The organism is Companilactobacillus formosensis, assembly GCF_005405305.1.
Lineage (GTDB): Bacteria > Bacillota > Bacilli > Lactobacillales > Lactobacillaceae > Companilactobacillus > Companilactobacillus formosensis.
The window spans coordinates 415,239-431,970 of sequence record NZ_BJDU01000001.1; the positions used below are offsets into that span (position 1 = coordinate 415,239).

Annotated in this window: 20 protein-coding genes, 1 other RNA gene, 1 riboswitch and 1 other annotated feature (1 of these 23 running past the window's edge); all 21 genes read left to right on the forward strand. The window is 36.1% G+C overall.

The window, feature by feature from the left end; genetic code table 11:
* Positions 1-114: a sequence feature (ribosomal protein L10 leader region), on the forward strand (it extends 6 nt beyond the left edge of the window).
* 48 nt (positions 115-162) lie between these two features.
* The gene (rplJ, locus tag FFM65_RS02050) at positions 163-669 is read left to right on the forward strand and encodes a 50S ribosomal protein L10 (protein WP_119317401.1); all 507 of its coding nucleotides are present in this window, start codon (positions 163-165) and stop codon (positions 667-669) included.
* A 43-nt stretch (positions 670-712) separates the two neighbouring features.
* Positions 713-1,081: a 50S ribosomal protein L7/L12 gene (gene rplL / locus FFM65_RS02055; protein ID WP_119317402.1), complete on the forward strand. Its 369-nt coding sequence runs from the start codon at positions 713-715 to the stop codon at positions 1,079-1,081.
* Between the two features lie 69 nt (positions 1,082-1,150).
* Complete coding sequence (locus FFM65_RS02060) at positions 1,151-1,753, forward strand: class I SAM-dependent methyltransferase (protein WP_119317403.1); 603 nt, start codon at positions 1,151-1,153, stop codon at positions 1,751-1,753.
* Between the two features lie 43 nt (positions 1,754-1,796).
* The gene (locus tag FFM65_RS02065) at positions 1,797-2,111 is read left to right on the forward strand and encodes a lipase chaperone (protein WP_010018678.1); all 315 of its coding nucleotides are present in this window, start codon (positions 1,797-1,799) and stop codon (positions 2,109-2,111) included.
* Between the two features lie 2 nt (positions 2,112-2,113).
* Positions 2,114-2,590, forward strand: coding sequence for a nucleoside deaminase (locus tag FFM65_RS02070; RefSeq protein WP_162897877.1), 477 nt, complete (start codon positions 2,114-2,116; stop codon positions 2,588-2,590).
* 43 nt (positions 2,591-2,633) lie between these two features.
* Positions 2,634-2,716, forward strand: an RNA gene (gene ffs / locus FFM65_RS02075) — signal recognition particle sRNA small type.
* A gap of 84 nt (positions 2,717-2,800) precedes the next feature.
* Positions 2,801-4,507, forward strand: coding sequence for a DNA polymerase III subunit gamma/tau (dnaX, locus tag FFM65_RS02080; RefSeq protein WP_119317405.1), 1,707 nt, complete (start codon positions 2,801-2,803; stop codon positions 4,505-4,507).
* A gap of 11 nt (positions 4,508-4,518) precedes the next feature.
* Positions 4,519-4,848 (forward strand): YbaB/EbfC family nucleoid-associated protein, encoded by a 330-nt coding sequence (locus FFM65_RS02085; protein WP_119317406.1) that lies wholly within the window; start codon positions 4,519-4,521, stop codon positions 4,846-4,848.
* A complete protein-coding gene (gene recR / locus FFM65_RS02090) occupies positions 4,848-5,447 on the forward strand; it encodes a recombination mediator RecR (RefSeq protein ID WP_010018683.1) in 600 nt (199 codons plus the stop codon). The genes FFM65_RS02085 and recR overlap by 1 nt, the downstream gene beginning before the upstream one ends.
* Position 5,448: 1 nt before the next feature.
* Positions 5,449-5,736, forward strand: a complete 288-nt coding sequence (locus tag FFM65_RS02095; RefSeq protein ID WP_010018684.1) for a YaaL family protein — start codon at positions 5,449-5,451, stop codon at positions 5,734-5,736.
* A gap of 291 nt (positions 5,737-6,027) precedes the next feature.
* Positions 6,028-6,678, forward strand: a complete 651-nt coding sequence (gene tmk / locus FFM65_RS02100) for a dTMP kinase (protein ID WP_119317407.1) — start codon at positions 6,028-6,030, stop codon at positions 6,676-6,678.
* Between the two features lie 3 nt (positions 6,679-6,681).
* Positions 6,682-7,008: a cyclic di-AMP receptor DarA gene (darA, locus tag FFM65_RS02105; protein WP_119317408.1), complete on the forward strand. Its 327-nt coding sequence runs from the start codon at positions 6,682-6,684 to the stop codon at positions 7,006-7,008.
* A 2-nt stretch (positions 7,009-7,010) separates the two neighbouring features.
* Positions 7,011-7,964 carry a DNA polymerase III delta subunit-related protein gene (locus FFM65_RS02110; protein WP_119317409.1) on the forward strand — a complete coding sequence of 318 codons (954 nt, stop codon included), beginning with the start codon at positions 7,011-7,013 and terminating at the stop codon, positions 7,962-7,964.
* An 11-nt stretch (positions 7,965-7,975) separates the two neighbouring features.
* Positions 7,976-8,341 (forward strand): initiation control protein YabA, encoded by a 366-nt coding sequence (locus tag FFM65_RS02115; RefSeq protein ID WP_059075145.1) that lies wholly within the window; start codon positions 7,976-7,978, stop codon positions 8,339-8,341.
* Positions 8,342-8,355: 14 nt separating this feature from the next.
* On the forward strand, positions 8,356-9,225 hold the full coding sequence (gene rsmI / locus FFM65_RS02120) for a 16S rRNA (cytidine(1402)-2'-O)-methyltransferase (RefSeq protein WP_119317410.1): 870 nt from the start codon (positions 8,356-8,358) through the stop codon (positions 9,223-9,225).
* Between the two features lie 2 nt (positions 9,226-9,227).
* Entirely contained in the window at positions 9,228-9,971 is a 744-nt protein-coding gene (locus FFM65_RS02125) for an acyl-[acyl-carrier-protein] thioesterase (RefSeq protein WP_119317411.1), read from the forward strand.
* A 61-nt stretch (positions 9,972-10,032) separates the two neighbouring features.
* Positions 10,033-10,127, forward strand: a riboswitch (THF riboswitch).
* 55 nt (positions 10,128-10,182) lie between these two features.
* On the forward strand, positions 10,183-10,707 hold the full coding sequence (locus FFM65_RS02130) for a folate family ECF transporter S component (protein WP_119317412.1): 525 nt from the start codon (positions 10,183-10,185) through the stop codon (positions 10,705-10,707).
* Positions 10,708-10,773: 66 nt separating this feature from the next.
* Positions 10,774-11,496 (forward strand): tRNA (adenosine(37)-N6)-threonylcarbamoyltransferase complex dimerization subunit type 1 TsaB, encoded by a 723-nt coding sequence (gene tsaB, locus FFM65_RS02135; RefSeq protein WP_119317413.1) that lies wholly within the window; start codon positions 10,774-10,776, stop codon positions 11,494-11,496.
* A complete protein-coding gene (gene rimI, locus FFM65_RS02140) occupies positions 11,462-12,013 on the forward strand; it encodes a ribosomal protein S18-alanine N-acetyltransferase (RefSeq protein ID WP_245954205.1) in 552 nt (183 codons plus the stop codon). The genes tsaB and rimI overlap by 35 nt, the downstream gene beginning before the upstream one ends.
* A gap of 32 nt (positions 12,014-12,045) precedes the next feature.
* Positions 12,046-13,047: a tRNA (adenosine(37)-N6)-threonylcarbamoyltransferase complex transferase subunit TsaD gene (gene tsaD, locus FFM65_RS02145; protein ID WP_162897894.1), complete on the forward strand. Its 1,002-nt coding sequence runs from the start codon at positions 12,046-12,048 to the stop codon at positions 13,045-13,047.
* A gap of 125 nt (positions 13,048-13,172) precedes the next feature.
* Positions 13,173-16,565, forward strand: a complete 3,393-nt coding sequence (cas9, locus tag FFM65_RS02150; protein ID WP_119317416.1) for a type II CRISPR RNA-guided endonuclease Cas9 — start codon at positions 13,173-13,175, stop codon at positions 16,563-16,565.
* Positions 16,566-16,732 lie beyond the last annotated feature (167 nt).

The following is a 16,732-nucleotide window of genomic DNA, read 5'->3' on the forward strand; positions in this document are numbered from 1 at the left end:
AGTTGATTTCTACCGAAGACTCAGGTGATGAAAGTCTTAATATCCTGCCGAGGCCAGAAGATTATTTCACTTAATCTCTGTGTCCTTAGGGCACAGGGATTTTATATTTTTAGCCGAATTTGTAGAAGATTAACTAAAAAATTGTGGAGGTGAAACGTAATAATGAAGCAAGAAGTATTAGCACAAAAACAAGCAGAAGTAGATGAAATTGCTAAGCAACTTACAGGCGCAAAATCAGTAATCGTTGTTGATTACTTAGGTCTAACAGTTGAACAAGCAACTGAAATGCGTGCTGAATTACGTGAACAAAATGCTACTATGCAAGTTGTTAAGAATACAATCTTGAGACGTGCAGCTGAAAAAGCTGGTGTTGAAGGTCTAGAGAAGTTCTTCGTTGGACCTACAGCTATCGCTTATTCTGAAGAAGATCCTGTTGGACCTGCTAAGATTGCTGCTAAGTTTGCCAAAGATGTTGACGCCGTTGAAATCAAGGGTGGAATCATCGAAGGTAAAGCTGCATCTCTTGACGAAATTCAAGAATTAGCTACATTACCAGACAGAGATGGCTTGCTATCAATGTTGGTATCTGTATTACAAGCTCCTGTACGCGACTTTGCTATGGTTGTTAAAGCACTCGCTGACAAAGAAGACGACGGACAAGAAGCTTAATTACATTAACTAAAAAAACTCATAATATTTGGAGGATACAATAATGGCTTTAGATACACAAAAGATTATCGATGATTTAAAAGATGCATCAATTCTAGAACTTAACGACCTTGTTAAGGCTATTGAAGACGAATTTGACGTTAAGGCTGCTGCTCCAGTTGCTGCTGCCGGTGCTGCTGGTGGCGACGCTGCTGCAGAAAAGGACTCATTTGACGTTGAACTTACAGAAGCAGGTCAAGAAAAGGTTAAGGTTATCAAGGAAGTTCGTGGTATCACAGGACTTGGCTTGAAGGACTCAAAGGACCTTGTTGATGGTGCTCCTAAGGTTATCAAGGAAGGCGTTGCTAAGGCTGACGCTGATGACATGAAGTCAAAACTAGAAGCTGTTGGTGCAACAGTTACATTGAAGTAATACACTTTATGTTAAAATTAATCCTCGTAAGAGGATTTTTTTTTATCCAAAAAAGGAAGGATGAAACCTATGGCTAATCAATATTTTGAAAATACTCCTAGTGTGGAGCATGAAGTTAAGAATTTCAATTTTACTTTACGTAAGCATAATTTAGATTTTATGTCTGACAGTGGGGTTTTCTCCAGACAAACGATCGATTACGGTTCACGAGTACTAATTGAAGCAATTGATTTCCAGAACATTCCTAATGGCAATATCTTAGACGTTGGCTGTGGCTATGGTCCAATCGGTTTGGCTTTGGCTAAAGAGCAAACTAAACGAGAGATAACTATGGTTGACGTTAATCTAAGAGCATTAGATTTGGCTAAGAAAAATGCCGATAACAACCAAATTAAAAACGTTGAGATTTTTGAATCAGATACTTATGATAAGGTATCAGGCAAATATGCATTGATTGTTTCTAATCCACCAGTTCGTGCTGGTAAAAAAGTTGTCAATTCAATTTTGGCTGACTCAAAAGACTATCTCGAACCAAATGGTGAATTGTGGATCGTCTTGCAAAAGAAACAAGGTGCTCCTTCAGCTAAAAAACTAATGGATGAAACTTTTGGCAACGTTGAAGTAGTCACACGTGATAAAGGATATTATATTTTGAAAAGTAAATTGATTTAAATTACTCCTGAATATGGTATATTCATGTTGGAGGCGTTTACTTATGAAGAAAAAAATCGTAATTGGAATCATTATTTCTGCAATTTCTGCAGGTACAATTTTAACGGTATCATCTGTAATTCATCTTTTGAAAAATAAGACGATTCAAAATGATCGCAAGCAATTGGAAGAATATGTTGATAAATATCTTCACGGTAACGAAAAATTAATGGCTTTTGTCGGTACACTATCCGATGATCAAGTACGTGAATTGATTGATATCTTGGAAACTTTGAAAAAAGAACAAGAACAATTAAAAATCAAAGCACCAGTATTTCCCAAATATTTAGAAAAGAAAGTAACTAATTTAATCGGTTAAAAATGATATTTTCAGAAGATAAAATAAATGAGTACATGGATTTAGCATTAGAAGAAGCAAAAAAAGCTGAGTCTAGAAGAGAAGTTCCTATTGGTTGTATCATTGTGGACAATCAGACTGGTGAAGTTATTGCTCGTGGCTCAAACGAACGTGAGGAAACCCAAAATGCTATTAAGCATGCTGAGATTATTGCAATTGAAGCAGCTTGTGCAAAAGTTGGGAGCTGGCGTCTGGAACACACGAGTTTGTTTGTCACGCTGGAACCTTGTCCAATGTGTGCTGGAGCGATTATTAATAGTCGTATTGAGGAAGTTATTTATGGTGCCAAGGATCCTAAAGCAGGGTCAGTTGGTTCCATTAATAATTTGTTGGCTGAGACCCGCTATAATCATCAACCAGAGGTGTTAAGTGGAGTCAAAGACCAAGAGGCAGCTGATCTTCTTCGCAATTTCTTTCGAGAAATTCGTCGCAAAAAGTAGAAAAAATTTGTGATTTATAGTATCATAGTTATTGCCGTAAGGCCTTAGGGCAATGGTGCTCTTGCGAATCGTGTCAGGTTCGGAAGAAAGCAGCACTAAGTAAGGTGTGCCATGTGCCTTTTGTTATGTATATTAGCCTCCTAATCTATTCCGGATTAGGAGTTTTTTTGTGTTAAAATTTACATATCAGATTTTTTTGAAGGAGAAAAAATGGCATATCAAGCACTTTATCGAGTTTGGCGTCCCCAAACTTTTTCTGACGTAATTGGCCAAGATGTCATTACTCAGACTCTGAGAAATGCGGTGGCTAGCAATATGACTAGTCATGCGTATTTGTTCAGTGGGCCACGTGGTACTGGGAAGACATCCTGTGCAAAGATTTTAGCTAAGGCAGTCAATTGTCTTAACCCCCAAGATGGCGAGCCTTGTAATGAATGTGAAATTTGTTTGGCAGCAAACGAAAATCGCTTAAATGACGTGATTGAAATTGATGCGGCCTCAAACAACGGTGTCGAAGAGATCCGTGACATTCGTGACAAAGTTAAATACGCTCCAACTGAAGCTAAATATAAAGTTTATATCATTGATGAAGTTCATATGCTTTCTCAAGGTGCATTCAATGCCTTACTGAAAACATTGGAAGAACCACCAGCAAATGTTATGTTTATTTTGGCAACAACTGAGCCCCAAAAGATTCCTGCAACAATTATTTCTAGAACACAAAGTTTTAATTTCAGAAGAATTTCTAAACAAGATATTCTGAAACGAATGACTTTTATTTTAAATGACAAGAACATTAAGTATGACGAAGAAGGCTTAGACATTATCGCTGCTTCTGCTGAAGGTGGAATGCGTGATGCCTTGAGTATTTTGGATCAAGCTTTATCGTATGGCGATGATGAATTAACCCTCAAAAATGCTCAAGAAGTAACCGGCGCTTTGAGCAATGAACAAATTGTTTCTTATATGACGGCGATTGCTGAGAACAAGCCTGCTCAAGCTTTGACTAGTTTGTATCAAATTTTGGAGAGTGGTCGTTCGGCGTTACGATTTACAGAGATGATCATTCGAGTTTGTCGTAATTTGATTTTGTATAATTCCAATTCCGATTTATCTAAGCAGATGGATAGTTCAATTATGACAAAAGAATTATTGGCAATTGCGGATAAATTTGATAATGACCGCTTGTTCTACATCGTTGATCAAGTCAGTGCAACCCAAAAGAATCTCAAGAATTCCAATCAGACTGATATCTACATGGAAATTTTAACTGTTAAGATTTCTGAACCTCAGGTCGCAAAAACTGCAGCTCCAGAGGCGGAGGCACCAGTTGAAAATGAAGTCATCGATAAATTACGTGACGAAGTTTCTCATCTACAAAATGAAGTCAAGGACTTGTCTAGCGGTGCGATCGTGCAAAAGAGTAGTTCAAAGCCTAGACCTCATCATCGTGCTAACAACAATACCCGCTTGAACAAGACTGCAATTTACAAAGTTCTCGGCAGTGCTACTAAGAATGATTTGGCGGCAGCTAGAGATATGTGGCCAGAACTAATGAGTATGCTTTCAATTTCACAACGTGCTATGATGAGAGTCGCACAACCGGTTGCTGCATCTTCAGAAGGCATCGTAGTCGCTTTTGATTACGCCATGTGGTTCGAACAAGTTCAAGATGATAGTGACTTTTTGCAATCTTTGACCGACAATGCTAGTAGGTTGTTGAAAAAAGATTGTCAAATAGTTCTCGTGCCTAAGGTCGACTGGCCTAAAATAAGAAAAGAATATATTGATAATAATATTGATTCAACCAAGAAAAACACGGTAAAATCTAATAAAGAAACTAAAAAAACTGATCCCACCGTTGATGAAGCATTAAAATTATTTGGTGACGATATAGTTGATGTAAAAAATGACTAGGAGGAATTATTATGAGTAAAGGAATGCCAAATATGGGTGGAATGGGTGGCAACATGGCCAATATCATGCGCCAAGCCCAAAAGATGCAAAAAGAAGTTCAAGCTACAACTGAAGAACTTAATAAGACAGAATATACTGGTAAATCAGTCGATGACTTTGTCGTTGTTAAAGTTACAGGTGACAAGAAAATTGCTGATATGACAATCAGCGACAAGATTATCGATCCAGATGATCCAGATACATTGCAAGATATGTTGATCGATGCTTTGAACAATGCTTTCAAGGCTGTTGATGATGACAAACAAGCAAAATTAGGTAAATACACAAACGGGTTGATATAATGAAATATCCAGAACCAATTTCGAAATTAATCGATAGTTATATGATGTTGCCGGGTATTGGTCGCAAGACTGCTACTCGAATGGCATTTTTCACGCTTGGCATGGACAAAGACCAAGTTAAGGAATTCGCTGATAATTTAATTTCCGCTAAGACAGATTTGAAGAAATGTAAAATTTGTGGAAATATTACCACTGAGGATATTTGTCCAATTTGTAGTGATAAGAGTCGTGATCAATCAACTATTTTAGTCGTTGAACAAGCTAAAGACATCATGTCCTTAGATGATATGAACGGCTATAATGGCTTGTATCACGTCCTAGGAGGGGTCTTATCGCCAGTTGATGGAGTTGGCCCAGAAGATTTGAATATTAAGATGTTGCTTAATCGTTTGAAGCAAAACCAAAGTGTTAAAGAATTGATTATTGCTACAAATGCAACGCCAGAAGGGGAAGCAACCGCTCAATATTTAGCCAAATTAGTTAAGCCAGCAGGAATAAAAGTAACTAGATTGGCACATGGTTTAGCAGTCGGATCAGACATTGAATATGCCGATGAAATGACGTTAAAGAGTGCCGTTCTAGGTCGCAGGGAGATTTAACATGTTTGGTAGAAAAAAAGTGTCCGTCCAAAAGATGGAAGACGATCGCCTCTTAGATAATATTCACCAGATTCAAAGACGAATCGGGAATACCCAAAGAATGATTAATAATTCAGTGGATGTAGACGATACGACAAGAATTCATTTGAAATTAGATCAATTGAAGTATCAATTTTTGTATTTAGAAGCTAGAAGAAGAAAGGCCCAAGCTAAGGCTACGACCAATATTATTTTTGGTGAAGAAGATACTTTCTTGAAGCAACCTAGTCGAGCTGAAAAGCACTGGTAGTGTTTTTAACTGCCGTCCTCCATAGCAAAGAAAATTTGGCTGGAACGTAGTGGGCATGACTTGGAGCCTTTGCTATTCCGGACTAGATTCTAGCTTTATAATTTGATAAAAAAACAAATAGCATTCATATTATTGGAATGTAGTTCTTCTGAATAGAACTATATTCTATGTATGAATGCTATTTTTGACTTCGATTTATTTTTAATCAAAACTAAATAACAACTTGCCATGAGTTTCATTTATTTCATTTTTCAAGTAAAATGGTAGTAATCATTTAAAAGGGGTTATATAATGTCAGGAATATTTATATCATTTGAAGGACCAGACGGAGCGGGCAAAACGACTGCACTTGAGAAGCTATTGCCACTTTTGAAGGAGAGAACTGATAAAGAAGTCGTTCTTTCTCGAGAACCCGGTGGCAGTATCATTGCTGAAAAAATCCGAAAAATTATTTTGGATATTCATGATGAAGAAATGGACCCTAGAACAGAAGCTCTATTGTACGCAGCAGCAAGACGTCAACATTTAGTTGATGCTGTTTTGCCAGCTTTGGATGAAGGCAAAGTTATGTTGAGTGATCGCTTCGTTGATAGTTCGATTGCCTATCAAGGTGGTGGTCGTCAAATTGGTACGAAAGAAGTTACTGAAATCAATGATTTTGCTATCGATGGTCACTTGCCTGACTTGACGATTTACTTTGACGTGACACCAGATGTTGGTCTTAGTCGAATTAGAAAAGACCACGAAGGCGCAATGGATCGTTTAGAAAAGGAAGCTTTATCATTCCATCAACGAGTTTATGATTCATACATGGAAATAGTTAAAAAAAATCCTGATCGAATCAAAACTATCGACGCCGCCCAACCTGTGGAAAAAGTCGTTGCTGATGCTTTAGATGTTATAATTAAAAGATTTCCCGATGTTTTTAATGGAGGAAAATAAATTATGAAATTAATTGTTGCAATTGTCCAAGATAAAGATAGCCAGCACTTAGAAACTAACTTGGTAAAAGCTAATTTCCGTGCTACTAAATTGCCATCAACTGGTGGATTTTTGAAAGCCGGAAACTGTACCTTCTTGATTGGTGTTGAAGAAGAAAAAGTTGACGATGTCCTAGCTGTTATCAAGAAAACTAGTCACACTCGTTCACAATACGTTACACCAACATTCTTGATGCCAGAAGCTGCTTCAAGCATGGCTGACCCAGTTGAAGTCCAAGTCGGTGGTGCTACTTGCTTTATTTTGCCGGTGGATAAATTCGTGAGATTTTAACAATGGAAAGTTTAGTAAAAGAACAACCGCGCGTAGTTCATGAGTTCCAAAAAATCATTTCATCCAATATGTTGTCGCATGCCTATTTGATCGATAGTGCTTCATCGAAGGTCAGACAACAAATGGCAATTTGGTTAGCGCAAAGTCAATTTTGTGATAACTTAGTAGATGGAGCACCGGACCAGACGTGTCAAAAATGTCAGACGATTGCTTTAGGTGATAATCCAGATGTTCTGGAAGTTAAGACTGATAAGAGAAGTATCGGTGTCGATGACATTAAGTTTTTCAAAAAAGAAGCTAATATGGCCGCTACTCAAGGTAAACGTCGAATTCTGATTATTGATGAAGCAGAGAAAATGACTGTCCAGGCTGCTAACAACCTATTGAAAACAATCGAGGAACCAGAAGGTAATTTGATGATTATTTTGTTGGCAGAATCTGCTAAACAGTTGTTGCCGACGATTCAATCACGAGTCCAAATTTTTCATTTATCTAATCAGAGTAATGAAGATGAGATAACGGCATTAGTTAACTTAGGATTTAAAGAAGAACAGGCTAAACGTGCTTTAAAAGTCACTGATATTAAATATTTAGAATCTATCGACGGTGAAAAATTTCAAGCATATACCACTGTTATAACTAGTTGGTTGAAAGAAATTAACAAACAAAAAATAAATTCATTTGTGGACATACAGACTGACGTTATGCCGTTAGTAGAGAATAAGGATCAACAACATTTATTTTTCGACATGTTGAATCAAATTTTTAGTGATATATTATCAATAAGGTACAATTTAGAAAAGTCGACATTAACATCTGTGGATATCTTGTCAAATAAAAGTATTAAACGAGTTATCCAAATGTCAGATGATTTATTCACAGCGCAACAAATGTGGAAAAGTAATGTTTCGTTTCAAGCTATTTTAGAAGATTTGTCATTAAAATTTGTGGATTAGTAGGTGAAATCATGGCAGAGAAAGATTTATATGATGAATTTGAGACAATCACAGATCAACTAAATGATATAAGTAAAAAAGTTTCTTTGCTTAAAGAAGAATTGTCAAAGACTCTAGAAGAAAAAGAAGAGTTAAAGATTGAAAACAAAAATCTTCGCAAGCATTTAGAAAAGATGGGTTATGAAGATAAGGATTTTAATGGTAATAAATTATCCTATTCACGATTGAATCTAGAAAGTTTGTATCGTAAAGGATTTCATGTTTGCCAACAATTTTATGGAACCCATCGTAAGGACAAAGAAGAATGTATTTTCTGTACTAATGTCCTTTATGGAAGCAACAAGAAGAGCAAGAAAAAAGCAATTAAGAACAGATAAGGGGAGCTATTTGAATGAAGGAACAAAGAAGTTTTGTTGATAATTCGAAGGGCTGCCTTTTTTTAGTGCCAACACCAATTGGTAATTTAGAAGACATGACTTTTCGAGCTGTTAACACGTTAAAAGATGTCGATTTGGTCGCTGCAGAGGATACTCGTAATACTAAGAATTTATTAAATCATTTTGAAATACCAACAGAATTAATAAGTTTTCATGAACATAATACTGCTCAACGTATTCCAGAATTAATAGAAAAAATGAATCAAGGACTAAAAATAGCTCAAGTAAGTGATGCTGGAGCACCCTCAATCAGTGATCCGGGAAAAGAATTAGTTAAGGCTGCTATCAAAGAAGAGATTCCCGTTGTGCCATTGCCAGGAGCAACTGCTTCAATCACAGCTTTAATTGCTTCAGGAATCAGTCCACAACCATTTTATTTCTACGGATTCTTACCTCGTAAGGGAAAAGAAAGAACTCAAGCTTTAAACAATCTAGCTAATCGTGAAGAGACAACCATCGTTTATGAATCACCTTATCGAGTTAAAAAGACGATTCAAGATTTGATCGACAATTTTGGCGGTGACAGACAAATCACTTTAGCTCGCGAGTTGACGAAAATTCATGAAGCCTTTCTACGTGGCAGTTTGGATCAAGTGGCAAGTTATTATGAAGAAAATGACCCTAAAGGCGAATACGTTTTGATTATTGCTGGAAAGCCCGAAGAAGTCACTCAAGCTGAGTCTGACGACGATTTGGTGGGCTCAGTCGATAAGTTGATAGCACAAGGATTAAAACCTAACAAGGCTATTAAAGAAGTGGCTTCACAAAATGGTTTAAAGAAACAAGAAGTTTATAATTTGTATCATGGAATTGGAGAAGAGTAATCGTGACTGAAAAAAGAACCTTTTCAATCGAGATGGAAGTACCTTATTATTTCGTAAACTTTACCGGCGACATGCGTTTGTCAGCCTTAGTCGATGCAATGCTATTGACGTCAGAAAAACAGTTGCATCAGGCAGATATCGATAGTAGCGAAATGGTAAAGAATAACGGCTTAGGTTGGGTCGTTGTGCAATATCATATGGATATCGATAAGATGCCAAGACTTGGTCAAAAAATCAAAATCACGACCCAAGCAACGAGTTTTAATAAGTATTTCTTCTATCGTGATTTTTGGATCGACGATGAAGAAGGCAACCGTATGGTCAGTGCTACTAGTGCTTTTGTCTTGATTGATATCAAACAACGTAAGATTGTCAGTGCGGCTGATCGATTGGATGATTTGTTTGGGGCAGTTGAAACTACTAAGCTCAAACGTTTCAACCGGGTCAAAGTACCGGATGAGTTTGATTTTCAACAAGCTCAACATATCGGCTACTACAATATCGATGTTAATAAACATGTTAATAATTCATATTATTTCGATTGGATGGTCGACACTTTAGATATCGATTTTATTGGCAGTCATCAATTAACTAGCATGGATATTAAGTACGACAAAGAGCTCAATATAAAAAGCCAACCAGTCGCATATGCTAAATTAGATAATACGAACAATAAATCTATTCATTGGATAAAGAACGGTGACGTGCTGAACGTTGTTGCTCAATTCAATTGGAAAAATAAGTAAATTGCAAACAAAACACTTGTTTACAGAAAAAATAGTGCTATGATAGACGAGTACTAAAAAATTTGGAGTAGGATTCAAGGCGTTAAGTGCTGGTGGAACGGAATGTGAACACCGGACAAAGAGTTATCTCGCGATCTTGTTTCCGCATTCGCCACTTTATATACGTCTTAAGCCTATATCTGGTGGCAGCTCCGTCTAGGAGATGTCGATTATGAACAGTAGAAGTACAGTAATAAGCGTGCAAGAAGTCACTTGGATGGCATTGTTGATCGCAATGCAGATGGTGTTATCAAAGCTTTCCGTCGGGAGCAACACCTTGAAAGTCGGCTTTAGTTTCATTGCAATAGGATTATTAGGTTATTATTTTGGACCAGTGAAAGCTGCCATGGCAAACGTATTAGCTGATATTATCAGTAATGTTGTAATGCCATCAAGTGGTGGATTCTTCTTAGGATTCACTTTCTCAGCTTTAGTCGCTGGCGCAATTTATGGTTACATGCTTTACAACCATAAAGTAACAGTTTGGAGAAGTTTGGTAACAGTGCTTTTGATCACAGTAGTTGTCAATACTGGATTGAACACGATATGGATTCACATGATGACAAACGTTCCATATTCAGCATTGTTGATTACCAGACTACCAAAGGAAGCATTCAGTTTGGTTTACCAGACAGGGCTTTTGTATATCGTCCTTAAGTGGATTGATAATTCGAAATTTAATAAAATCGGCCAATAAGTGGTCGGTTTTTTTTTATCCTAAATTCTGTGTTAAAATAAATTCTATTAAGAATGAGGGATAAATATGAAAATATTAGCATTTGATACATCTAATAAACCACTTTCTGTCGCAGTAGTTAGTGATGGCAAGGTTTTGGCACAGATGGAATCTACAGAAAAAAAGACACATAGTGTAACACTTTTGCCAGATATTCAAGCTTGTCTAAAAAAGGCTGGTTTGACTGCCCAAGAATTAGACTTGATTGCAGTAGCTAAAGGTCCAGGCTCATACACAGGAGTAAGAATTGCTGTGACTGTTGCCAAAGTTTTGGCTGATACTTTGAATAAGAAATTAGTTGGGGTTTCCAGTTTGAAATTATTGGCAGCTAATGGGGATAAAGCACACATCCTAGTGCCATTGATGGATGCTAGAAATGACAATGTTTTTGCTGGAGTTTACCAAGTTAATCGGGATGATTTGAGAAATATTATTGAAGATCACCACACTTCGATGGCTAAGTTGTTTGAGTCATTACAAGATTACAATCAAGATCAACTTGAATTTATCAATGCAACGCCAAGATTACAGGAATTAATTCAAAATCAATTTCCCAAAGCAAAAATTATTATGAGTGAAAATTCATTGCCAGATGCATCCAAGTTAGCTCAGTTAGCCGAAAATACTAAACCTGTCGAAAATATCGACGATTTTGTACCAACTTACTTACGTTTAACACAAGCTGAACACGATTGGTATGCTAAGGGACATAAGGATGACGGCAATGTTTCCTATGTTGAAGAAGTTTAAGAGTTTTTTTACTAGTAACAAAACTCCGAAATTTGATTTTGAAGAAAAAGTAGTAACGATCGAAGATCAAAAGTTTGTTTTGAGAAAAGCGGTTCAAACTGACGATATTCAATATATGCAGATTCAAGAGACCATTTATCCCATTCCGGTTCCATGGCCCATCGATATTGTAAAAATGGAGATCGACAACAAGAATGCCTTATATTTGTCACTTGTCTATCGAGAGAAAGTCGTGGCATTTATTGGTATTTCTTTGAGTGACAAGATTGAATCCCACATTACTAATTTGGCGGTTCATGTTGACTATCAAAATATGGGCATTGGACATTTGTTGTTGAATCAAGCTTTTAGTTACTGTCGAGAACGTAAGTTTGAAAAAATGTCATTAGAAGTTGATGTCACTAATAAACCGGCTTTGGCATTATATGAAGCTTTTGGTTTCAAGACTAAGACCGTTCATAAAAAGTATTATTTTAGAAATCATCACGACGCTTTGGAAATGATGGTTGATTTATAAGGGAGATTACTGTGAAAAAAGATACATTAATAATGTCATTTGAAAGTAGCTGTGATGAAACTAGTGTCGCTGTTATCAAAAATGGTAAGGAAATATTATCAAATATAATTGCGACCCAAATTAAGAGTCACCAACGTTTCGGAGGAGTCGTACCAGAAGTTGCCAGTCGTCACCACGTTGAAGAAATCACTAAGTGTATCAATTTGGCTTTAGATGAAGCTAAGGTTGGTTATGAAGATTTGGACGCTGTGGCCGTTACTTATGGACCAGGTTTAGTTGGTGCTTTGTTGATTGGTATCATGGCTGCTAAGACGGTTGCTTTTGCCCACAACTTACCATTGATCAAAGTTAACCATTTGGCAGGACATATTTATTCAGCTAATTTCGTAACTGAATTACAATATCCATTCATGTCCTTGTTGGTTTCCGGTGGACACACTGAATTAGTATTAGTTACAGCTCCCGGAGTTTTCAAGACTCTTGGCGATACTCGTGACGATGCTGTTGGGGAAGCTTACGACAAGATTGGTCGAGTTTTAGGAATCAACTATCCAGCAGGTAAAAAAGTTGACCAAATGGCTGCTGTCGGTAAGGATACCTTTGATTTCCCACGTGCTATGGTGCAAGAAGATAATTTGGACTTCAGTTTCAGTGGTTTGAAGAGTGCTTTTATCAATACCGTTCACCACGCTGATCAAGTTCATGAAGAATTGAACAAAGATGACCTTGCTGCCAGTTTCCAAGGGGCCGTTTTGGATATTTTGAGTAACAAGACTTTCCGTGCTCTAAAGCAACACCCCGTTAAGCAATTAGTTGTTGGTGGAGGAGTTTCTGCTAACCAAGGTTTGAGAAAACGTTTGGCAAAAGATATCAAGGAAAAAAATTTGGATATGGAATTAGTCTTTCCACCATTGAGGCTTTGTGGTGACAACGCCGCAATGATTGGTGCTATGGCTCAGATTCAATTTGATAAAGGTGACTTTGCGGAATTGGATTTAAACGCTGATCCTAGTTTAGATTTTGATATGGAATAATTTATAGGGATGCTATCGAAGTTTTTATCGATGGCATCTTTTTTTGTTTACGTCAATTTTGAAGAAAATATTATGATATATTCTAATCAGCAATTTTTTTAATTAAGACACAGAAGGGTGTAAAAATGACAGACAGGATCAGTTTAGGACTAGATATTGGTGTTGCCTCAGTTGGATTTAGTGTATTAGATATTGATAAAGGAAAGGTGATTGAATTAGGAGCTAGGTTGTTTAATGCAACTGTTGCTGCTGGAAACCAAGACCGCCGTGATATGCGTGGTGCTCGACGGTTATTGAATCGTAATAAACAACGTCGTCAAGATACTAGTAAATTATTTAAAAAATTTGGTTTAATAGAAGATTTTGATGAAGATAGCTTTTATGACAATTTTAATCAAAATTTGAATCCTTATGAGTTGCGAGTTAAAGGATTGACTGAACAATTAACTAAAGAAGAATTAGCCGAGAGTTTGTATCAAATTGTTAAACGCCGGGGGATTAGCTACGCCTTAAAAGATGCGGATGCTGATGAAGGTGGGACTGACTATTCAGCTAGTTTAAAAATCAATAGTCAAGAATTGGCAGAAAAGACTCCAGCCCAAATTCAATTACAACGTTTGAATGATTACGGCAAAGTTAGAGGACAAGTGGTTGTTGGAGATGATCCTGATAATCAAAAAGTATTATTAAATGTCTTCCCAACGAGTGCTTATGAAAAAGAAGCTAGACAAATTATCAAAACCCAACAACAATTTTATCCAGAAATTTTGACCGATGAATTTGTAGAAGAATATTGTCAGATTTTGACAAGAAAAAGAGATTATTTTGTTGGACCTGGTAATGAGAAGTCTCGAACTGACTATGGGATTTATAAGACCGATGGTCGGACTTTGGATAACTTATTCGAGGAATTAATTGGTCACGATAAAATTTATCCAGACGAATTGAGAGCTTCAGCTGCGTCTTATACGGCACAATTATTTAATGTTTTGAATGACTTAAATAATTTGAGGATTTTGGGTTATGAAGATGGTAAATTAACCCAAACTGATAAAGAAAATATAATTGCGGAAATTAAAAGCAATACAACAGTAGTGAACATGTTGAATGTCATCAAAAAAGCTGTTGGTTGTCAAAAAGATGATATTAAAGGTTTTCGACTTGATGAAAAAGATAAACCTGAAATAAGTTCAATGTCTATTTATCGCAAAATTCACAAAGACATGCTTAAAGTTGGAGTTGATATTAGTGATTGGCCGCTAGAATTTGTTGATCGTTTGAGCTTTATTCTGACATTGAATACTGAGAATGGAGAAATCAGAAAACAAATTAATAGACGTTTAGTTCCTGATTTTGACTTCTTGAATGACGATTTGATTCAGTTGATCATTGATAATAAAGATAGCTTTGACATCAAAACAAATAATAAATGGCATCGTTTCTCATTGAAGACTATGAACAAGTTGATACCGGAAATGTTCGAACGTCCAGTTGAACAGATGACCTTGTTGACAGAAATGGGATTAATTAAGAAAGACACTAAACGTTTTGAAAATAACAAGTATTTACCATACAAAGAAATTGCCAGTGATATTTTTAGTCCGGTTGCGTCTAAAGCTGTTCGTGAAGCCTTGAAGATTGTTAACGCGGTATTAAAGAAGTATGGACATATTGATTACATCGTTGTTGAAATGCCACGTGATAAAAATTTGGATGAAGAGCGAAAGCAAATTGCAGATTTTCAAAAGAAAAATAAAAAAATCAAAGACGCTGCGTTCAAGGACTTCGTTAAAGCGGTTGGCAATGAAAGAAATGTGAAGATTGCTCTTAGTAAAAATCGTAAACTCCAGATGGGAATTCGTCTGTGGCATCAACAACAAGGTATTGATCCCTATAACGGTGAAGAAATCGATGCCAGTGATTTAATCAGCAATCCTGATAAATTTGAAATTGATCACATTATTCCACAATCTATTTCGTTTGATGACGGTATCAATAATAAGACACTGTGCTTTGCTTCAATGAATCAAGTTAAAGGTCAAAAAACACCATATGAATTTTTAAATGAAGGCCATGGGCAAGGCTATGCTAAGTTTAAAGCAATGGTCAGTAAGAATAAGAACTTTAGTAAAGCTAAACGTGACAATTATCTTTTTGAAGAAAATGTTAGTAACATTGAAACTAGAAAGAGGTTCTTATCACGTAACCTAGTCGATACAAGATATTCTTCTCGAGTGGTACTTAATAGTTTGCAAGAATTCTTCCGTGAAAAGTCGGCTGACACCAAAGTGACGGTCATTCGTGGTAAATTCACTTCTAACATGCGTAAACATTGGCACATTGATAAAACTCGTGATACTTTCCATCATCATGCCATTGATGCTTCAATTATTGCTGCTACACCGTTTTTGAGAATGTGGAAAAAAGGAAGTACGATTTTCCCAACTAAGGTCAACGAAACTTCAATCGATATTGAAACTGGTGAAATTTTAGACGATAAGAATTTCGATAAAGTGATGTATGAGGAACCTTACAGTGGATTCATTTCAGAAATTATGAATGCTGATGATAGAATTAAATTTTCACATCAAGTTGATAAGAAGATGAATCGTAAAGTTAGTGATGCAACAATTTATTCGACACGAATCGGTAAATTAGCCAAAGATAAAAAAGATGCCGAATATGTTGTGGCAAAAGTGAAAGACATTTATAGTGTTGATGGATACGATAATTTCAAAAAAGTTTATGAAAAAGATAAAACTAAGTTCTTGTTGTACAAGTATGATCCTAGAACGTTCTCCGAACTGGAAAAAATTATTGCCGATTATCCAGATAAAATTGAAAAGGTTCAAACAAATGGCAAAGTTAAAGCTGTAGATATTAGCCCATTTGAACTATATCGAAGAGATCACGGAATGGTTAGAAAGTATTCCAAAAAAGCTAATGGTCCAACTATCAAACAGCTTAAGTATCTTGATAAGAAATTAGGCTCACATATTGATATCACACCGCACAATGCTAATAATAAGCATGTTGTTTTACAGTCATTGAAACCCTGGAGGACGGATGTTTATTTGAATCACGAAACTGGTGAATATGAAATCATGGGGATTAAGTATTCTGATTTGAAGTTCAATAAGAATGAAGGATATGGAATTAAGAGAAATAAATATTTAGAAATTAAGAAACGAGAAAAAGTTTCTGACGGTTCCGAATTTGTATTTAGTTTGTATCGTAAGGATAGAGTTAAGATTCAGAATTTTAAGACTGATGAATTCGTTGAATTATTGTTTTGGTCTAGAACTATGGAAAAGAATAAAGGATATGCGGAGTTAAAGCCAATTTTTAAATTTTCAACAGAAAATAACAACTGGCCAATATATGGAAATGCTAAAAAACAAATATTAAAAAAATTAATACCCAAAGATTGTAGGATTTGGAAGGCAAATACAAATATTTTAGGTGATACATATTATCTTGAAAAAGAGTCAAATTATCCACAAAAAATTCTTGATTAATCACGATGATATGGTATTATTTTTACTTGTAAGGGACGCCTTATGCGTATGTGCGCACGTACGGTTTAGATTTTGATTTTACTCTTTTAAAATCTTTTAAGATCTACAAAAATAAGGATTTATTCCGAATTTACCACCTATTTTAAGTAATAGGTGGTTTTTTTTAA